Consider the following 20420-nt stretch of genomic DNA (forward strand, 5'->3'; position numbering starts at 1 on the left):
CAACTGACTCACCGAGGTGCCGGCTAAAGGGGCTGCTGCGCAGCCCAGCGGGGATAAATCCCCTCGCCACAAATATCACTTGGCTTGAGAGGGCATGCGCCTTTAACGCGGCACTGCGATGTCCAGGGCGCGGTTCGCCAGCAGCTCACTCAGCTCGACCATCTGCTGGATCCCCAAGGCAAAACTCCGTCGCGCGCCGTCCAAATCAAATGCCAGGTCGCTGGCCATGACATTGACTGACGCAAGGGTTTCGCTGAGGTTGGCCAACAGGCATTCCAGGTCCGCACCTTCCGCAACGGTGAACAACTGGCCCGGCGGTAGAGTGGGGTTTTCAGGTTTGGGGTCGAGGTAAAAGGCGAGGGCGCGGTCGGCGGCTTCGTTGAGTTTTTTGGAATCGTCTTCGGGGGGATTGGGGGTGATCTTGAACATGGTGCAGCTCCTGATTATTCAAAGGGCGCTGCCAGACATCACTTGCAGATGATGGGGTGGCAGCTATGCGCGGGTCTGCAAGACCGGGAAACCAGGAACCCGGCAGACCCGAAGGTCTCCCGCACACAGCCGCCATAAAACGAACACGAACGTGTCGATTGGCTTCGGCTATGCGCCTGGTATTCGGCGGGCTTGCAGACCCGATCACTGATGAGCAGTGACGGGGAACAAGTTATCGGCAGGGGACCAAGCGCACAAGCCGACGGATTCTGGCGCAGTTGTAGGCAATGGCGCAAGGCAGCGTAGCCTTGCTCGGACGTCCTACATGGCCGGATAAACAGAACCTAAGCCGAACCCCCTTTAATGAAACGTGGAGAATTATCTGTGGCGAGGGAGCTTGCTCCCGCTGGGCTGCGAAGCGGCCCCAAAACCAGCCCCCTCAAACGATCTGACCCACCGAGGTACCGGCCATTGGGGCTGCTGCGCAGCCCAGCGGGAGCAAGCTCCCTCGCCACGGGTGTCACTTGGCTTGATAAGGCGGGCGAAGGTTTACATCACCCGCCAACCCCCACCCAGCGCCCTGTACAACGCCACGCTCGCCTGCACTCGCGCCAATCGCAATTGCACGTTCATGTCCTGGGCGGCGTACAGCGTGCGTTGGGTTTCCAGCACGGTGAGCAGGTCTTCGGCGCCGGCCTGATAACGGCTCTGGGCGATGTCGAAGGCGCTCTGGGCTTGGTGCAGTTCTTCGCTTTGCCATTGTCGCTGCTGGTCGAGCCCGTGGATGCCGTTCAGGGCTTTTTCGACGTCGGCGAAGCCGTTGATGATGGCGGCGCGGTAGAGCTCCAGCAGTTCTTCCTGGCGCGCGGTGGCTCGGTCGCGTTCGGCCTTGAGGCGGCCATTGTTGAAGATCGGCGCGGCCAAACCTGCGGTGAGGTTGTAGACGTTGTTGCGCAGCAACTGCTCGGCAATGTCGGCGCCGGTGGCGAGGCTCAGGCCCAGGGTCATGGAGGGCAACATCGCCGCGCGGGCTACGCTGATGTCGGCCTGGGCGGCGGCGAGGCGGGCTTCGGCGGCGGCGATGTCGGGGCGGCGACTGAGCAGGTCGCTGGGCACCCCGGCGTCGATGGCGGGCCAGTGCAAACGGTCGAAATTCTCATCGTCGAGTGTGACCGACTGCACCGGTTGCCCCAGCAGCGCCGCCAGGCTGATCAAGGCTTCCCGGGCCTGCTGCTGCACTTGAGGCAACCTGCGCTGTTGCGCCGCCACCAGGCTTTTTTGCTGGGACAACTCCAGGGCCGTGGCACTGCCGGCGTCGTAGCGGGTTTGCACCAGATCGAGTACGCGTTGGGCGTTGTCCAGGTTCTGTTCGGCGATGCGCTGTTGCTCGCGCAGGGACAGCGCCTGGGTGTAGCTATTGGCGACGCCGCTGAGCAGGGTCAATTCCACGGTCGCCCGGTCGAACTGGCTGGCTGACAGACTGCTCAGCGCGCTGTCCCTGGCCGCTCGTTTGCCGCCCCAGAAGTCCAGCTCATAGCTGGCGCTGAGGTGGGCGTCGTAGTAGTCGATGGTGCGGTTGTCCCGATTGACGTCCAGTTGGCTGTAACCCTTGCCCCGCAACAACTCTTGACGAGTGCCGTTGAGTCCGGCCGTGACCGCCGGCAGCAACGGCGCGCCGGCGATTACTGCGCTGGCCTCGGCCTGGCGCACTCGGGCCATGGCGGCAGCGAGGTCGTGGCTGTCCCGGCGCGCCTGCTCGATCAAACGGTTCAATTGCGGACTACCAAAGTGCGTCCACCATTGCTGGTTATCGGTTCGAGCGGTGGCGGTGTCGAAACTTTGCCAGGCCGGTGGCGGCTGGATGCCGCTGTCCGGCGTCGGCGGGGGGGTGCCGCAGGCCGCCAGTAACAGGCCTGCGGCCAGGAGGGTCAGGTGCGCTTTCATAAGGTGAGGTTCATTCACTGGTGAGGGCCGCGACCGGGTCGAGGCGAGCCGCCTTGCGGGCCGGCATGAAACCGAAGACAACGCCGGTGACCAGGGCGCAGCCGAAAGCGCCGAACACCGCCAGCCATTCGAAGGCCACGGCGATCTTGCCTAGCAGCAACGCACCGCCCACCAGCAAGGCCAGGCCGATCCCGGCCAACCCACCGACCACCGAGAGCATCACCGCTTCGGTGAGGAACTGGCGCAGGATGTCCCGCTGGCGCGCGCCGGTGGCCATGCGAATGCCGATCTCGCGGGTTCGCTCGCGCACGGTCATGAGCATGATGTTCATCACGCCGATGCCACCCACTAGCAGCGAAATCGCGGCAATGGCCCCGAGCATCAGCGACAGTGTGCCCTGGGTGCGCGCCTCGGCCTGGATCATCGCGGCGTTGTTGGTCAGTTCGAAATCCTGCTTGCCGTCATGCAGGCGCAACAGGGTGCGGGAGATGGCCTGTTCGGCCTCCCTGACCTTGCCCGCGTCCCGGGCGGCGATCACCACGTACTCGGGATGCCGGCTGCCGAACAAGCGCACGCTGGCGGCGGAGTAGGGCACGGCGATGCGGTTGTCGGCGTCCGAATCCCCGGAACTGGCACCTTTTTCCGCCAGCACGCCGACCACCTGAAAGGGCACGTTCTCAATCAGGATGTAGCGGCCGATGGGGTCGTCGACCTCCTTGAGCAGCTTGTGCCGGACCTTGTGACCGATCACCGCCACTGCCGCCGCGCTGCGTTCATCGGCATCGGTGAAGTAGCTGCCCTGGGCCACCGGCCAATTGAAGATGGTCGGGAAGTTCGTATCGTTGCCGCCGACGTAGCTGGTGTGGTCGAGGTTGCCGAAACGCACGCTGGCGTCGGCGCCGTTGACCGGCATGATGCGCTGCACCTCGGGCAGGGCGGCGAGGGCCGCCAGGTCGTGTTCGCTGATGATGCCCTTGGCGGCGCGCGGGGTGGGCGCGGTGCCGTTGAGGTAGATGATGTTGGAGCCGAAGGCGCCCATCTGGGCCATGACCTGACGTTTGCTGCCTTCGCCCACGGCCAGCATCACCACCACCGAGGCCACGCCGATGACAATGCCCAGCAGCGTCAGGGCGGTGCGGAAGCGGTTGATCCACATCACCCGCCACGCCGCTTGCACGGCGTCGAGCAGTTCGCCTTTCCAGGCGCCGTTGTGTTCGCTGCCGGCGCTCAGGCGCTGGCGCAGGTCCACCGCTTGCAGTGCCTTCGGATTGGCTTGCACGTGGTGCGGCAAAGCGCCGGCGTTGTCGCTGATGATCAGCCCGTCGCGAATCTCAATGATGCGCTTGGCCCGCGCCGCCACCTCGCGGTCGTGGGTGATCAGGATCACCACATGACCCTGGCTCGCCAGTTCATCGAGCAACGCCATGACCTCGATGCCGCTCTGGCTGTCGAGGGCGCCGGTGGGTTCGTCGGCGAGGATGATGTGGCCGCCGTTCATCAATGCCCGGGCAATCGACACCCGTTGCTGCTGACCGCCGGACAGTTGATGAGGGCGGTTGCCGGTGCGGCTGGCCAGACCCAGGCGTTCGAGCAGGGCGCTGGCCCGGGCGTGGCGCTCGGCGGCCGAAGTGCCGGCGTAGATGGCCGGCATCTCGACATTTTCCTGGGCGGTGCCGGACGGGATCAGGTGATAGCCCTGGAACACGAAGCCGAAGGCTTCGCGTCGCAGCCAGGCCAGTTCGTCACTGCCCAGGCCGGCGACGTCTTCGCCGGCAAACCAGTAATCGCCGCTGGTGGGGCGGTCGAGGCAGCCGAGGATGTTCATCAAGGTGGACTTGCCGGAGCCGGACGCTCCGACAATCGCCAGGAATTCCCCGGCGTGAATGGACAAGTCGATGCCGCGCAGTACCTCCACCCGAGGGCTGTCGCCACCGCCGTAAACCTTGCGAATGTCCCGCAGTTCGATCAGGGGCGCGTCCATTCAGCCTCCACTGCCGACGGCCGGACCGATCAGCACCCGGTCGCCTTCACTCAGGCCGTCGAGAATTTCGGTACGCAGCCGATCGCTGGCGCCGGTGCGAACAGTGCGCGGCTGGACATCGCCATTGTCGGCCACCACCTGCACTTGCCTGGCGTTGGCCTGCAACGCAGCGCTGGGCACGGTCAGGACATCGCGTGCCTGGGCGGCAACAAAAAACACCTGGGCGGTCATTTCCGTCATCAGGGCGCGGTCGGCGTTATCCACATCCAGCAACACGGTATAGAGCACCACCCGTTCGCTGCCACTGCGCCCGCCCGTGAGGCTGCCGCCCTGGCTCGCTTCCAGCGGGCGCGGCGGCACCGGCAGGATCTGGCGCACGGTGCTGCTCCAGCGGCGGGCGCCGCCGGCCAGGGTGGTGAAGTAGGCGGTCATGCCCGGTTTGACGTGGCCGATGTCCGCTTCCGAGACTTCGGCCCAGACCGTCATTGGCGACAGGCGCGCGATGCGCAGAATCAACGGGGTTTGCTGCTGGGCGTTAAGAGTCTGGCCTTCCCGGGCACCGACGGCGACCACGGTGCCGCTCATGGGCGCGAAAATGCGCGTGTAACCCAGCTCGGCCTCGTCACTGCGCAGGTTGGCCTGGGCCTGGCGGATCTGGGCCTGGAACATGTCGATGCGCGCCTGGGTCGCCCGCACTTCGGCCTGGGCAGTCTGCACGTCTTCCTCGCGGGTGGCGCCGCCGGCCTTGAGTTGCTGCTGGCGGCGGAATTTCTGCTGGGCCAGATCGTGCTGGGCTCGTTGTTCCTGGAGCTGGGCCTTGAGGTTTTCAATGGAGAAGCGTCCGGCGTCCAGCTTGGCCTTTTGTGTGGAGGGATCGATCTCAACCAGCAATTGGCCTTCGCGAACTTCGTCGCCGGCTTCTACATGAATCTTGCGGATCTGCCCGGACGCCTGGGCGCCGACGTCCACGTAACGCCGCGGTTGCAGGGTGCCGAGGGCGGTGACGCTGTTTTCGATATCGCCACGGGTGACGGGGGCGGTAATAAGCGATTCACGGCTCGGGGCCACCGCTTGCCAGGCGGCAAAGGCCACGGCTGGAAGCAGGGCGAAGGTTAAAAGCCAGGCGCGTCGGGTAGGGCGGGGACGTTTCATGCAGGGTTCCGGCCGGTGGTGTCGGGCCCGTTCCATGAGGGGCAGGGACGGGAGGCTGTCTTGGTAAACGAGCGCTTCGGACGGGAATTTACTGTGTGAAACACTTGGTAGCAGGATGGCGGATGGGCAACGCAACAACCAAGACAGGTGATGTTGTGGCGAGGGGATTTATCCCCGCAGGGCTGCGCAGCAGCCCCAAAACCTGCTACTCAAAACATCTGGCACACCGAGTTGTTGGCTATGAGGGGCTGCTGTGCAGCCCAGCGGGGATAAATCCCCTCGCCACAACATCAGTGTCGGTGCCAGTAGAAATGAACGAATCAGCCTTGATACAAACCAAAGCTTTAAATCTATATGAGAATTACTATAAATTACGCGATGAAATCTGCCACTATCGTGCCATTGCCGATTTCAGGCACGCCGATCTGGCACAGGGATAGCTGTCGCAGCCATTGCGCAGGGGAGTCATGTTGGAAAACTACTATCGCGAGCTGGTGTGTTTCCTGAACGCCAGGCTAGGCAACCGCCAGGCGGCCGAGGATGTGGTGCATGACGCCTATGTGCGGGTACTTGAGCGCGCCAGTGACACGCCCATCGAACAGCCCAGGGCGTTCCTGTACCGCACCGCGTTGAACCTGGTGATCGACGGGCATCGGCGCAATACCCTGCGCCAGGTCGAATCCCTGGACGTGCTGGACAGCGAAGAGCGTTTCTTCACGCCATCGCCCCATACCAGCCTTGACCACGGTCAGCGCCTGGACCTGCTCCAGCGCGCCCTGGCCGAATTGCCACCGCTGTGCCGCGAGAGTTTCCTGCTGCGCAAGCTCGAAGGCCTGTCCCACCCGCAAATCGCCGAACGCCTGGGCATTTCCCGGGCGCTGGTGGAAAAGCACATCGTCAACGCCATGAAGCATTGCCGCACTCGTATGCGGCAGTGGGACGCGCATTAATCCGTCCACGCCGGTCGCATCGCGGTAAATTTTTTTTCACTGTCCTCGTTCCTCTCAACAGACGACTTGCCGGCTTGCCAAAGATCGGTCGGGTCACCCCAGGCTTTTCGCGCCCTGTTGAGGGGCCCTCCAGAGGACACTGGACATGACACAGGCAATTGCTTCGCCCAACGTTCACGACTTGATCGGTATCGGCTTCGGCCCCTCGAACCTGGCGCTGGCCATCGCGCTGCAGGAGCGGGGCCCGGTCCAGGGCGAACTGGATGTGCTGTTCCTCGACAAGCAGGCTGACTACCGCTGGCATGGCAATACCCTGGTGACCCAGAGCGAGTTGCAGATTTCCTTCCTCAAGGACCTGGTAACCCTGCGCAACCCCACCAGCCCGTATTCGTTCGTCAATTACCTCAAGCATCACGGCCGCCTGGTGGACTTCATCAACCTTGGCACGTTCTACCCGTGCCGCATGGAGTACAACGACTACCTGCGCTGGGTGGCCGGGCAGTTCACCGGGCAGAGCCGCTACGGCGAAGAAGTGCTGCGCATCGAGCCGGTGTTGCACAACCAGCAGGTCGACGCCTTGCGGGTGATTTCCCGCGACAGCCAGGGCGAAGAGCTCGTGCGCAGCGCCCGCTCGGTGGTGGTCAGTGCTGGCGGTACGCCGCGTATCCCCGACGCGTTCACCGCCTTCAAGGAGGATGCTCGGGTGTTCCACCATTCCCAGTACCTGGAGCGCATGGCGACTCAGCCGTGCGTGAACGGCCAGCCCATGACCATCGCCATCATCGGCGGCGGGCAGAGCGCGGCGGAAGCCTTCATCGACCTCAACGACAGTTTTCCTTCGGTGCAGGTCGACATGATCCTGCGCGGCTCGGCCCTCAAGCCTGCCGATGACAGCCCGTTCGTCAACGAGGTGTTCTCCCCGGAATTCACCGATCTGGTGTTCCAGCAGCCCCACAGCGAACGCGAACGGCTGGTCAACGAGTACCACAACACCAACTATTCGGTGGTGGACATCGACCTGATCGAACGCATCTACGGGATTTTCTATCGCCAGAAAGTCTCGGGCGTCGCCCGTCATGCCTTCCGTACCCTCACCACGGTGGAGAAAGCCACGGCCACCGATGCCGGCGTGGAGCTGGCGGTGCGCAACAACGCCACCGGCGAGTTGAGCGTGCGCCGTTATGACGCGGTGGTGCTGGCCACCGGTTACGAACGGCAGATGCACCGCACATTGCTGGCGCCACTTGAGCAATACCTGGGGAATTTCGAGGTAGATCGCAACTACAAATTGATCACCGACGAGCGCTGCAAAGCGGCGATCTACATGCAGGGCTTCTGCCAGGCCAGCCACGGCCTGAGCGATACCTTGTTGTCGATCCTGCCGGTACGCGCCGATGAGATCGCTGGTTCGCTGTACGAGCACAGCAAACATCGCGGACAGAGCCGTTCGGTGCGCGACCTGAAGCTGGCCACGGCGTAAGCAATCGGCAGTCTCGCCAGGAAATTCTTCAGAAACTTCCTACACTCACCTCACGTGTCCTGTCTTTCAGGCAGGCGCGTTGACGGTTCGCTGTTCTCTCGCTTTGGCAGTCTGAACCCATCAGCCGGTCTCCCTGACTTGACGTGAAGTCGGGGGTGTTCCGGGCCGACTACGCCAAACGAAACAACCTGAGCCAAATGACGCTGTTCTTACGCACAGGCCTGGTGGCGCTGTTGCTGGGCTTATCAAGTGTGACGCCGCAGGTTGGCGCGGCACCTGAGTCGCTGCAAGTGCTCGGGCGCTCCAGTGTGAGCGACTATTCGGTATCCCTGGGGGAGGCCGACTGGAACTGGCTACGCGGCAAGGGAACGTTGCTGTTGGGGGCCTCGGCGCCGGATTACGCACCGTTCGGTATCACCAGCAATGGCCGCGACTATGAAGGCCTCACTGCTGACTATGCCCAGTTGCTGGGGCAGATGTTGCACGTCGATGTGCGGGTGCAGCGTTACGCGTCACGGGAGGCATCGCTCCAGGCGCTGCGCAGCGGTGAGATCGACATGCTCGGCACGGCCAACGGCTTCGAAGCCAGCGACCCGGCGTTGGCGATGTCCCAGGCCTATGCCGATGACCTGCCCACCCTGGTGGCCCGCGTCGCGGATAGCCAGGACTTGCCCACGGACCTGGCGGGCATGCGCGTGGCGATGCTGTATCACTATTTGCCCACCGAGACAGTCAAGGCGTTTTATCCGGATGCGGCCTTGCAGTTATACCCCTCGACCTTGAGCGCCATCGGCGCTGTGGCGTTTGGGCAGGCCGACGTTTACCTGGGGGATTCGATCAGCTCCAATTACCTGATCAGCAAGAACTACCTGAACAACGTCCAACTGGCTGATTTCTCACGCATGGAAGTACAGCCGTTCGCCTTTGCGGTCAGCCGCGAGAACGCACGCCTGCTGCGCATTATCAACGCCGCGCTACAAGCCATCCCCGCCAGTGAACGCATGAGCATCCTGCGGCGCTGGAGCGCTGGCGGTGCGAGCATACCCGGTCAGCAACCCCTGCATTTCAGCGTCAAGGAACAGCGTTGGCTGAATGCACATCCGCGGATCACAGTGGCCGTCAACCAGAACTTCCCGCCACTCACGTTTATCGATGAACAAGGCCATTTGCGCGGTATCAGCGCCGATGTGCTGGCCCGGATCAGCCTGCGCACCGGCCTGAAGTTCGATATCCAGCGGGGTAACTCGCTTCATGATGTGATCGGGCGCGTCAGAAGCGGTCGGGCCGACGTACTGGCCGCCGCTCCACCGAGCACCGAACTTGAGGGGGCGTTGCGTTTTACCCGGCCCTACCTGAGCAATCCGTTCGTGTTGGTGGCGCCCTTGAGGAGCAAGGTCCCGTTGACGTTGGACCAGATGGAGGGCAAACGCCTGGCGCTGATCCGGGGCAATGTGCTGCGTGAGTATCTGCTGGAACAATTTCCCCGAGTGCACCTGGTGCCGGCTGAAAACGCGGCGGACGCGATGTCCATGGTCGCCGCCGGCACGGTGGACGGCGCAGTCAATTCGCTGATCAGTGCCCGCTATATGATTTCCCGCCAGTACCGCGGCAAACTGCAAATCACCAGCACCGTGGGAACGTTTCCGGAGAGCGTGGCCCTGGCGACTCATCGTGATGCGCCGGAGCTGCATTCGATCCTGGACAAGGCGCTGCTGAGCATTTCTCCCGAAGAAATGGACGAGCTGACCAATCGTTGGCGCAGTGAAGTGGTGATCGACGACAACTACTGGTTGCGCAACCGCACCACCATCGTCCAGGGGTTCGCCATCGCCGCGCTGCTGTTGCTGCTGGCATTGGGGTGGGTCGTTTACCTGCGGCGTCTGCTGGAACAACTGCGCGTGGCCAAGCAAAGCGCCGATGATGCCAACCGGGCCAAGACCACTTTCCTGGCGACCATGAGCCATGAAATCCGCACCCCCATGAACGCGGTGATCGGCATGCTGGAGCTGGCCCTGAAAAAAGCCGACCAGGGTGTCATGGACCGGTTCGCCATCGAAGTCGCGTCGGGCGCCGCTCGCGGCATGCTCGACTTGATCGGTGACATCCTCGACATCGCCCGCATCGAGTCCGGCAGGTTGTCGCTGACCCCGCAGCGGGCCAACCTGCGGGAACTGATCGAGTCGGTGGCACGGATCTTTGAAGGCCTGGCCTGGCAGAAACAACTGCACTTACAGCTTGAACTCGACGCCGCGATCAACCGCGACGTATTGATTGATCCGTTGCGTTTCAAGCAGATCGTGTCGAACCTGCTGAGCAACGCCATCAAGTTCACCGACCAGGGGCAGGTGCGCTTGAGTGTGCGAGCCGCACCGGGCGATGACGCGCAGTGCCTGCCGATCCGCTTGCGCGTCGAAGACACCGGCTGTGGTATTTCGGCCGAGGATCAGCGCCGCCTGTTCAGCCCCTTTACCCAGGCCAGCAACAACACCCAGTCGGCCCGCAGCGGCTCCGGGTTGGGGCTGGTGATCAGCCGCACGCTCTGCGAAATGATGGGCGGCACCCTGACGTTGAGCAGCGTGCCGGGGGAGGGCACGCAGATTGAAGTTCTGCTGAGCTTGCCGGCGCTCGATGCCTTGGCTCAAGCGCCGTCGGCGCAAGTCGAGGCGCTGGCACCGGTGCGGGGGCTGAACATTCTGGTGGTGGACGACTACCCGGCCAACCGTTTGCTGCTGTCCCAGCAACTGAGCTATCTGGGCCATCGCGTCCGCGAAGCCGACGATGGTGTCCAGGGGTTGCGCGCCTGGCGTGCTGAACGATTCGATGTCGTCATTACCGACTGCAACATGCCGTTGATGAGCGGCTACGAACTGGCCCGGGCCATTCGCGAGGCGGAGCGGGCCGAGGGTTTGTCGCCGGGGGTGATCCTGGGTTTCACGGCCAATGCCCAGCCCGAGGAAAAGGCCCGCTGTGTCGAGGCCGGCATGGACGATTGCCTGTTCAAACCCATCAGCCTCAAGGAACTGAACAGCTGCCTGGCTTCGGTCACGCAGGATTGCGCCGCAGTGCCCGATGAGCGGGTGCCTGCGCCGACCACCGGCGACATCGACTTGAGCAGCCTTGAACTATTGAGCGCAGGTGACACGGGCTCAATCAAAAAACTGCTAGTGGAAATGGTCAACAGCAATGCCGAAGACCTGGCGCAATTGATGCGTCTGCTCGCCCGACAAGACCTGCCAGGGCTGGCGGACCTGGCGCACCGGGTCAAGGGGGGCGCGCTGATGATCAGGGCCCAGCGCCTGATTGCCGCCTGCGAAGCCCTGGAAAGTGCCTGCCGTGGCGGCGACCGGTCGTTGCTCGCCGCCGCGGTGGATGACGTGCGCCAAGCCATGGAGCACCTGACTGAACGACTGGAGGCCTATGTGGCGGGGGAGCTTGCTCCCGCTGGGGCGCGAAGTGGTCCCCGCGGGTCTTCTCATGGATAAGCGAGCCGCGTAGTCATCCCGAAGCTACATGCGAAGTACCTTTTTCCTCCCTTTTTTGGGATTCGTCCTACAGCGCCTCTCAAAAGCTTCCTCTAGCCTGACGCCCCTTAACGATTGGGATGCCTGTCATGCCGAACAAAGCATTACGTATCATGATTGCCGACACGCAACATGCTCATCGAATGAGGCTTGAGCACCTGTTCAATCAACAGGGTTATTTTCGGATCGCCCCCGTGAGTGGTCTGCAGGAGCTGTTGACGCTGGTGGAATACGGCAGCGAGCCGTTCGACCTGGTCGTGGTCAATGCCGGCTTGGCCAACGGCGCGCTGAACCTGCACGATTTCATTCTCGATAACCCACAGCTTCGTCACGCGATGATTTACAACACACCACAGGTCGGTCTGTCCTCGGCGGCGGTCGCGCGGCGACCGGGCATGCACTTGAGCACGGCCCAGTTGCCTGACCTTGCGTCACTGGCAAGTCTGATGGAGCGGATTGATCCCCAGGCCAGCGAGTTGACGCGACCCTGGCTTCGCCCTCTCAGGCAAGGTCACGCAGGGTGAAGCTGCACCGTTGGTCGGCACTGTCAGACCTGACAGGTGGCATGGCCCGGCGCCTGTGCAACAGTCCGAAGCAGTCATGGCATCGGCGCCGTTTGCATTTACGTGGGGAGTTGCCTTGAAAGACGTATTGATCGTGGATGACCACCCTGTCATACGAGGGGCATTGCGGCTCATTTGCCAGAACGAGGGGTTTACCGGAGTCAGGGACGCGAGCGGTGTCGCCGACGCCAGGGCGTTGATCAAGGAAAAGGCCCCAGACCTGGTGATTCTGGACCTGGTGATGAACGGATTCGATGGCATGGATCTGTTGGTCTGGATCATGACCCAGTTCCCAGAGTGCGGGGTGCTGGTATTCACTTCCCAGGACGCGCAGCACTTCTGCAACCGCTGCATCTCGGCCGGAGCCAGGGGCTTTGTGACCAAGAAAAGCGACCTGAAAGAACTGATCAAGGCCATTCATGCGCTGAAATCCGGCTACTCCTATTTCCCTCAAATGCCAGTCAGGCTGGATTTTCAACAACGCACTGAACAGCAGACCCTGGAAAGTCTCTCGACCCGCGAGCTATCCATTCTGCGAATGCTGGCCATGGGAATGCGCGGCAAGGACATCGCCGAGGCCTTGTTCCTGAGTCCGAAAACCGTCAGCACCTACAAGACCCGTCTGCTGGAAAAACTCGGACTCAAGACGCTGGTGGGTCTGTCGGATTTCGCCAAGCGCAATCATTTGTGATCCCTGTGTGCGGGCTCATTGCAGCCCCGTGCGATGGCATATCAGTGAAGTTGGGGGGGCGATCGTTCTCTCTATAGAACGCTAAGACTGATTTTTGCAGTCTAGTGCGGCTGCGTTCGTGGTTTTAATCTGTGTCCATCGAATCGCAACGTCTGATTCGCAACACGATTGGAGCCACCGCATGAAAAACATCATCGGCGTCTACACCAGCCCCCGAGCCCATTGGGTCGGTGACGGCTTCCCGGTTCGCACGCTGTTTTCCTACGACAACCTGGGCAAGCACATCAGCCCGTTCCTGCTGCTGGACCACGCCGCTCCCACGCAATTCGAACCCACCGCCGAGCGTCGCGGTGTTGGCCAGCACCCTCATCGCGGTTTCGAAACCGTGACCATCGTCTACCAGGGCGAACTGGAACACCGGGATTCCACTGGCAGCGGCGGCAAGATCGGCCCTGGCGACGTGCAATGGATGACGGCGGCTTCCGGGATCATTCATGAAGAGTTCCACTCCGAGGACTTCGCTCGGCAAGGCGGGTTCATGGAGATGGTCCAGCTGTGGGTCAACCTGCCCGCCAAGGACAAAATGGCCCCAGCCGGCTACCAGACAATCCTCAAGAGCGACATTCCGAGCATCGACCTGAAGGACAACGCCGGCAGCCTGCGCCTGATTGCCGGCCGCTTCGAGGGGCATCAGGGCCCGGCGAAGACGTTTACGCCCATCGATGTCTGGGACATGCGCTTGAATGCCGGGAAAGACCTGACCCTCGACGTACACGATGGCCACAACACCGCACTGGTGGTGCTGCGTGGCACGGTTCAGGTCAACGGTCGCGAGCGGGTCGAGGCCGGGCAACTGGCGTTGTTCGACCGGGCCGGCGAGCAGTTGCACCTGCACGCCAATCACGACGCGGTGGTGTTGCTGCTCAGCGGCGAGCCCATCGACGAACCCATCGTCGGTCATGGCCCGTTCGTGATGAACAGCGAGCAGGAAATTCACCAGGCCTTCAACGATTTCCACTCCGGTCGTTTTGGCGCGATGGACGACTGACCAGAGACAAGTCCTGTGGGAGCGAGCCTGCTCGCGATAGCGGTCTGACAGTCGATGCATCATTGACGGATACGCCGCAATCGCGAGCAGGCTCGCTCCCACATGAGTTTCTGCGGTGCTCTCTACGCCGCGTTCAATTTGTGCCAATCTTCGCCCCATGACCTTCCTGGAGCTGTCGCGATGCTGTCTCTGATCTCCGATCACCCACTGCTGAGTGCCTTGGTGCTGTTGGTGCTCGACATTCTGCTGTGGCGGCTGGTCAGCGCTGATCGGACTTATTGGAAGATCGGCGGGCGGCTGCTGATTTTTTCGTTGTTCAGCGCGCTGCTGTTCAACGAAGGCCTCAACCCCCTGCAACCGGCGCAGTGGGTTGACGACGTGCCACGCCACTTGGCGGCCACCGGTTTACAAATTGCCTGGTGGCTGTTCGCTGCGCGGACCCTGACGGTGATGATCGGCGCGGTGATGATGCAACGGGTGGGTCATACCGGGCGGCTCTTGCAGGATCTGATCGGCGCGGTGATCTTCCTGATCGCCGTCATCGCTGCCCTGGCGTATGTGCTGGACTTGCCGGTCAAGGGCGTCCTGGCAACCTCCGGGGCGATGGCGATCATCGTCGGCCTGGCCTTGCAGAGTACCCTCAGTGACGTGTTCTCCGGGATCGTGCTCAACACCACCAAGCCCTATCAAGTCGATGACTGGATTTCCATCGATGGCACCGAAGGCCGGGTCACCGACATCGACTGGCGCGCCACGCGGTTGCAGACCGCCCAGGGCAGCATGGCGGTGATTCCCAACTCCTTGGCGGCCAAGGCCAAGATCGTCAACTTCAGCCGGCCCAGCGATGTCCACGGGTTATCCATCAGCATCCCGGTCAGCCCGCATGCACGGCCACAAACCGTGATCGATGCGCTGGAGCGGGCGATGATTGGTTGTCGTTCCCTGCTTGCCAGCCCGGCTCCCTGCGTGACACTCAAGAGCACCGGCAGCACCGGGGCGGAATATGAAATCAGCGGGTTCGTCGCGTCCATGGGCCAGAAGCGCGAGGTGCGCAATCAGTTGTTCGACCTGGCTTTCCGGCATTTGCAGGCATCGGGCGTAAGCCTGTTGTCCACCAGCGAAAGCGCGTCCACCAATGGCGTGTCGCGGCCCCGTGCGCTGCTGGAAAGCTCGAGCATTTTCTCCACCTTGCGCCAGGATGAGAAAGACACCTTCAGCCAGAACATGACCCTGCAGACCTTCCGCGCCGGCGACATGATCCTGCCGGCCGGGGAGGTCAGCGATCATTTGTTCATCATCGAGTCGGGGGTGGTCAGCGTGACCCTGTTTCGTAACGGCCAGCCGTTCGAGGCCGGACGCATGGGGCCGGGAGAGGTTATTGGCGAAGCCGGGATCGTTTCCGACCAGGCCGCGCTGGCGAACTTTTCCGCCAAGACCTTCTGCACCCTTTATCGCATCGAGAAGAGCTACCTCAAACCCTGCCTGGACGCTCGCCGCGACATCAACGACGCGATGAAAAACCTGCTGGACGTGCGCATGCACCTGGCCCAGAACCTGACCCGCGACGTCCCCAAACCGGTGGCCAAGAAGCGCTTCCTGCAATGGTTGCGTAGTCGGGCCTGAGCAAGTATCAAGGGCGTGCATTGGCCCCCCGAACTTCCCAATAATTGGCTATTTGTACCGCGCCACCGCGAGGCTAACGTAGCGCCACACCCAATTGTTCTGGAGTTCACCATGCAACCGCGTATCGATTTCTACACCGCTTCCCCTGAAGCTTTCAAAGCCATGCTGGCGTTCGAAACCGCTGTTTCGAAACTGGGCCTGGAAAAATCCCTGCTGGAACTGGTCAAGCTGCGTTCCTCGCAAATCAACGGTTGCGCCTTCTGCATCGACATGCACACCGCCGATGCCCGCAAGGACGGCGAGACGGAGCGTCGCCTGTATGCCGTGACCGCCTGGCGCGAAGCCCCGTTTTTCACCCCTCGCGAACGCGCCGCGCTGGCCTGGACCGAAGCGCTGACCCGCTTGAGCGACACCCATGCGCCAGACGCCGACTACGAACTGCTGAACCAGCATTTCACGCCCAAGGAAATGGTCGACCTGACCGTGGCAATCAACGCCATCAATGGCTGGAACCGCTTGGCGGTGGGCTTTCGCAAGATTCCTGAGGCGTAGTCGAAAGCAGACACTACCTGTGGGAGTAAAGCTTGCTCGCGATAACGGTCAGACAGTTCGATGCACCATCGACTGACACACCGCCATCGCGAGCAAGCTTTGCTCCCACATAGATTTAATGCTCGGCTTGAAAGCTTCGGACGACAGGCACTGCAATAGGTTTGCTTCGGCTTAATAGGAAGCATTACTATTCACGCCCCGTCCCTACAGCGCAGTGCGATGACCCCCAAGCCGCCCCGCAGACCTGGCTTTTTCGAGCATTACGAAGAGTTGATCGGCACCTGGACTCGTCGCCTGCGCAATCGCCAGCAGGCCGAGGACCTGGCTCACGATACTTTCGTGCGGGTGCTCGAGTCCGATTCGGCTGATGTCCAGCAGCCGCGGGCTTATTTGCACCAGACGGCGCGCAATATTGCGGTGGATGGCTATCGGCGCGAAGATCGGCGGGGCGCCATGGAGGAGGCGGCGCTCGATCACAGCCAGTCGCTTTCGGGCGACCCGGAGCACTACATGCACGCGATCCAGTTGGCAGACTCCATCGAAAGGGCACTGGCCGAGCTGCCGGCCAATTGCCGTACGGTGTTTGTCTGGCAGAAGATCGAAGGCTTGACCCAGGCGGAAATCGCCGAGCGCCTGGGCTTGTCAAAAAACATGGTGGAAAAGTATATGATCCGCACCCTGCGGCATCTGCGCGATCGTCTGGACGGGGCTGGCCAATGATCCGTCGTTATCTTCCACCTGAGCCACAGGACCTTCCATGATGGATAACCGTGAATGCCCGTGCGGGCAGAACCGGGTTCGCGACGAGGCGGCGCAATGGTTCGTACGCTTGCAAGCTCCCGTCATGGGTGTCGATGAGCGCCAGCGTTACGAGGCCTGGCTGGACGAGCATCCTAATCACCGCGACGAAATTCTACTTCTACAGGGGATCTGGAGCGCCACGGATCTGCTGCCCAAGGAACGTCTGCAAGCGTTGTGCGAACCACCCGCCAAACGTCCCCAGCGTCGACCGCTGCTGCGCTTCGCCGTGGCCGCCGGGCTGTTGGCGATGGCGGTCGGGCTGGGCTTGTTCAGCGGCTTGGGTGCTTCCAGCGATTACAGCGCTGAATTTGCCACGGCCCTGGGCGAGCGCCGGCACATCGCGCTGCCGGACGGTTCGGTGATCGACCTCAACAGCCGCAGCCGCGTGCGTGTTCAGTTCGTCCACCATCAACGGCGCGTGGAACTGGCCGAAGGCGAGGCGTTGTTTCGCGTCGAGCATGACGCTGGCCGGCCGTTTACGGTGGAGGCGGGCAACGGCCGGGTGACGGTGACCGGAACGCGCTTCGATGTGCGCCGCGATGCCGACTCAACCCGGGTGGCGGTGGAGCAGGGCAGTGTCAAGGTTCAGGGGCGCGACGCGGCGCAGGCCGAGTTCGTCAGCCTCACGGCCGGCCTTGGCACCCGTATCGATGCGCAGGGCAAGGTCGCCGCACCTTATGGCATCAACGCCGATGAACTCACCGCCTGGCGCCACGGCAAACTGGTGTTCAACAACGCTCCCTTGAGCGAAGTCGTCCAGGAGGTTTCCCGTTATCGCGCTAAACCCCTGCGCGTCGGCAGCGCGGCGGTGGGCAACTTGCGCCTGACCAGCGTGTTTCGTGCCGATAACCCCGAGGCGCTGCTCAAGGCTTTGCCCAACATCCTGCCGGTGGCCGTGCGCACCCTGGATGACGGCAGCCAGGAAATAATTGCGCGGTAAATTCAGGTTTTTTTCGAGTTCTTCGTCTTCTTGTCCAACTGCAACTGGTTTGCATTAACAGGCGCGTATTCTTGCGATTCAACAGGACAAGGTTCGACGTGAAAACCACCTTCAAAAACAACAACCGCGCCCCCGCCCGCTGGCTGCCGCTGGCCCTGACCCTGGCCGTCAGTGCCGCATTGCCCCAGGCCTTCGCCGATCAGGCGGCCACGTCCATTCACATCCAGGCGCAGCCGCTGGGCCAGGCCTTGAGCCAGCTCGGCCAGCAGACTTCTTTGCAGGTGTTCTTCAGCCCGGAGCTGGTGGCCGGCAAGCAAGCCCCGGCGGTGGACGGCAACTTGTCCCCAGAAGCGGCCCTGGGCCAACTGCTGCAAGGCAGCGGCCTGCAATACCAGATCAATGAAGGTTCGGTGACCGTGCTGCCGGCGCCCTCGGCGTCCACTGGCGGTCCGCTGGAACTGGGGGCCACCGACATCCAGGTGGTCGGTGACTGGCTCGGCGATGCCAATGCCGAAGTGGTGCAGAACCATGCCGGCGCGCGCACGGTAATCCGCCGCGAAGCGATGGTGGAGCAGGGGGCCATGAACGTCGGCGATGTGCTGCGGCGGGTGCCGGGGGTGCAGGTGCAGGATGCCAATGGCACCGGCGGCAGCGACATCTCCCTGAACGTCGGCGTGCGCGGTCTCACTTCGCGCCTGTCGCCCCGTTCCACGGTGCTGATCGACGGCGTGCCGGCGGCGTTCGCGCCTTACGGTCAGCCGCAACTGTCCATGGCGCCGATTTCTGCGAGCAACCTGGACAGCATCGATGTGGTGCGCGGCGCCGGGTCCGTGCGTTACGGGCCGCAGAACGTCGGCGGCGTGATCAACTTCGTGACCCGCGCCATTCCGGAAAAAGCCACCGGTGAAATCGGCACCACCCTGGAAACCTCCCAGCGCGGCGGCTGGAAGCACATCGACAGCGCTTTTCTCGGCGGCACGGCCGATAACGGCATGGGCGTTGCGCTCCTGTATTCGGGGGTCAACGGTAATGGCTATCGCCGCAGCAACAACGACAATGACATCGACGACGTCATCCTCAAGACCCATTGGGCGCCCACCGAGGTGGATGATTTCTCGCTGAACTTCCATTACTACGACGCCAAGGCTGACATGCCCGGCGGCCTGACCCAGGCGCAATACGACGCGGACCCGTATCAGTCCGACCGTGACTGGGACAACTTTGCCGGCCGGCGCAAGGACGTGTCGTTCAAGTGGATCCGCGAGATCAGCGACCGCACCCAGGCCGAAGTGCTGACCTATTATTCCGACAGCTACCGTGGCAGCACCATCGCCTCCCGGGACCAGCGCAACCTGGCGTCCTACCCGCGTACTTACTACACCTTCGGCATCGAACCGCGGGTGTCCCATGTGTTTGACCTGGGCTCGACCACCCAGGAAGCCAGCGTCGGTTATCGCTACCTCAAGGAAGGCATGCACGAAGAGGCCAGTCGCCTGGCGCTGCGCGATAACCAGCCGGTGGTGCGGCCGGGGTCCGATGGTCACGTCTATCAGGACCGCACTGGTGGCACCGAAGCCCATGCGGTCTACATCGATGACAAGATTGATGTCGGCAAGTGGACCATCACCCCGGGCATCCGTTTCGAACGCATCAGCACCCAATGGCACGACCGCCCGGTGCTCGACACCGACGGCAGTCCGGTACAGGAAAAACGCCGCAGCATCGACAGCAACGAACCGCTGCCGGCCTTGAGCGTGATGTATCACCTGTCCGATGCCTGGAAGCTGTTCGCCAACTACGAGACGTCGTTCGGCAGCCTGCAATATTTCCAGCTCGGCCAGGGCGGCGACGGCAACAACACCGCCAACGGCCTGAACCCGGAAAAAGCCAAGACCTACGAGATCGGTACGCGCTACAACGATGACGTCTGGGGCGGGGAAGTGACGCTGTTCTACATCGACTTCGACGACGAGTTGCAGTACATCAGCAACGACGTGGGCTGGACCAACATGGGCGCCACCAAGCACCAGGGCCTGGAAGCCTCGGTGCGCTACGACATGGCCGCGCTGGACCCACGCCTGGAAGGCCTGAGCGCCAATGCCGGGTTCACCTACACCCGCGCAACTTATGAAGGTGATATTCCAAGCTTCAAGGGCCGTGACCTGCCGTTCTACTCGCGTCAGGTGGCGAACCTGGGCTTGCGTTATGAGATCAATCGCTGGACTTACAACCTCGATGCCTTTGCCCAGTCCAAGCAACGCTCACCCGGCAACAGCGTGAACCCCGACGGCAGTTTCAGCGACGACTACATCACCGACGGCAGCGCCGATGGACGTTACGGTGACATGCCGGGTTACGTGCTCTGGAACGTGCGCGCTGGCTACGACTTCGGATCGCAACTATCGAACCTGAAGGTCGGCGCCGGGGTGAAGAACCTGTTCGACCATCAGTACTACACCCGCTCCAGCGACAACAACTCGGGCATCTACGTCGGCGCACCGCGTACGTTTTTTGTGCAGGCGAGTGTAGGGTTCTGATGAAAAACCAGGATTGACGCGTACTCCTGTGGCGAGGGGATTTATCCCCGTTGGGCTGCGCAGCAGACCCAAAGCGGCAGACTCAATCTGCCTGACACACCGAGTTGGTGATTTTAGGGCTGCTTCGCAGCCCAACGGGGATAAATCCCCTCGCCACAAATAAATCCCCTCGCCACAGATAAATCTCCTTTCCACAGAGAGGGGTGTA

Annotated in this window: 16 protein-coding genes; 12 read left to right on the forward strand and 4 right to left on the reverse strand. The window is 62.4% G+C overall.

The genetic code is table 11. The annotated features are described in order from the left end of the window. Positions 1-102: 102 nt before the first annotated feature. The 4 genes from CRX69_RS14435 to CRX69_RS14450 form a co-directional block, all read right to left on the reverse strand. On the reverse strand, positions 103-429 hold the full coding sequence (locus CRX69_RS14435) for a DUF6124 family protein (protein WP_107322212.1): 327 nt from the start codon (positions 427-429) through the stop codon (positions 103-105). A 549-nt stretch (positions 430-978) separates the two neighbouring features. Further along, positions 979-2373 carry an efflux transporter outer membrane subunit gene (locus tag CRX69_RS14440; protein WP_107322213.1) on the reverse strand — a complete coding sequence of 465 codons (1395 nt, stop codon included), beginning with the start codon at positions 2371-2373 and terminating at the stop codon, positions 979-981. A gap of 10 nt (positions 2374-2383) precedes the next feature. Beyond that, on the reverse strand, positions 2384-4354 hold the full coding sequence (locus CRX69_RS14445) for a MacB family efflux pump subunit (protein ID WP_107322214.1): 1971 nt from the start codon (positions 4352-4354) through the stop codon (positions 2384-2386). After that, positions 4355-5506 (reverse strand): efflux RND transporter periplasmic adaptor subunit, encoded by a 1152-nt coding sequence (locus tag CRX69_RS14450; RefSeq protein ID WP_107322215.1) that lies wholly within the window; start codon positions 5504-5506, stop codon positions 4355-4357. A 122-nt stretch (positions 5507-5628) separates the two neighbouring features. Here CRX69_RS14450 and CRX69_RS27595 point away from each other — a divergent pair, with 122 nt between their 5' ends. From CRX69_RS27595 to CRX69_RS14505, 12 genes are all read left to right on the forward strand, one after another. Further along, positions 5629-5946 (forward strand): hypothetical protein, encoded by a 318-nt coding sequence (locus tag CRX69_RS27595; RefSeq protein WP_155417191.1) that lies wholly within the window; start codon positions 5629-5631, stop codon positions 5944-5946. Between the two features lie 27 nt (positions 5947-5973). Beyond that, positions 5974-6456 (forward strand): sigma-70 family RNA polymerase sigma factor, encoded by a 483-nt coding sequence (locus tag CRX69_RS14455; RefSeq protein ID WP_107322216.1) that lies wholly within the window; start codon positions 5974-5976, stop codon positions 6454-6456. A 145-nt stretch (positions 6457-6601) separates the two neighbouring features. Then, the gene (locus CRX69_RS14460; RefSeq protein ID WP_107322217.1) at positions 6602-7936 is read left to right on the forward strand and encodes a lysine N(6)-hydroxylase/L-ornithine N(5)-oxygenase family protein; all 1335 of its coding nucleotides are present in this window, start codon (positions 6602-6604) and stop codon (positions 7934-7936) included. 197 nt (positions 7937-8133) lie between these two features. Continuing rightward, on the forward strand, positions 8134-11418 hold the full coding sequence (locus CRX69_RS14465; RefSeq protein ID WP_107323261.1) for a transporter substrate-binding domain-containing protein: 3285 nt from the start codon (positions 8134-8136) through the stop codon (positions 11416-11418). Positions 11419-11546: 128 nt separating this feature from the next. Continuing rightward, a complete protein-coding gene (locus CRX69_RS14470) occupies positions 11547-11981 on the forward strand; it encodes an ANTAR domain-containing protein (RefSeq protein WP_107322218.1) in 435 nt (144 codons plus the stop codon). A gap of 115 nt (positions 11982-12096) precedes the next feature. Continuing rightward, entirely contained in the window at positions 12097-12711 is a 615-nt protein-coding gene (locus tag CRX69_RS14475) for a response regulator transcription factor (protein WP_047229283.1), read from the forward strand. 181 nt (positions 12712-12892) lie between these two features. Next, entirely contained in the window at positions 12893-13759 is an 867-nt protein-coding gene (locus CRX69_RS14480; RefSeq protein ID WP_107322219.1) for a pirin family protein, read from the forward strand. A 180-nt stretch (positions 13760-13939) separates the two neighbouring features. Next, positions 13940-15382, forward strand: a complete 1443-nt coding sequence (locus CRX69_RS14485; RefSeq protein ID WP_047229281.1) for a mechanosensitive ion channel family protein — start codon at positions 13940-13942, stop codon at positions 15380-15382. Positions 15383-15493: 111 nt separating this feature from the next. Continuing rightward, entirely contained in the window at positions 15494-15934 is a 441-nt protein-coding gene (locus CRX69_RS14490) for a carboxymuconolactone decarboxylase family protein (protein WP_107322220.1), read from the forward strand. Between the two features lie 219 nt (positions 15935-16153). Continuing rightward, a complete protein-coding gene (locus CRX69_RS14495) occupies positions 16154-16654 on the forward strand; it encodes a sigma-70 family RNA polymerase sigma factor (RefSeq protein WP_107322221.1) in 501 nt (166 codons plus the stop codon). 37 nt (positions 16655-16691) lie between these two features. Then, a complete protein-coding gene (locus tag CRX69_RS14500; RefSeq protein ID WP_076383901.1) occupies positions 16692-17675 on the forward strand; it encodes a FecR family protein in 984 nt (327 codons plus the stop codon). Positions 17676-17773: 98 nt separating this feature from the next. After that, on the forward strand, positions 17774-20212 hold the full coding sequence (locus CRX69_RS14505) for a TonB-dependent siderophore receptor (RefSeq protein ID WP_107322222.1): 2439 nt from the start codon (positions 17774-17776) through the stop codon (positions 20210-20212). Positions 20213-20420: the final 208 nt, after the last annotated feature.

Origin of the sequence: Pseudomonas rhizophila, from assembly GCF_003033885.1 — a bacterium.
Lineage (GTDB): Bacteria > Pseudomonadota > Gammaproteobacteria > Pseudomonadales > Pseudomonadaceae > Aquipseudomonas > Aquipseudomonas rhizophila.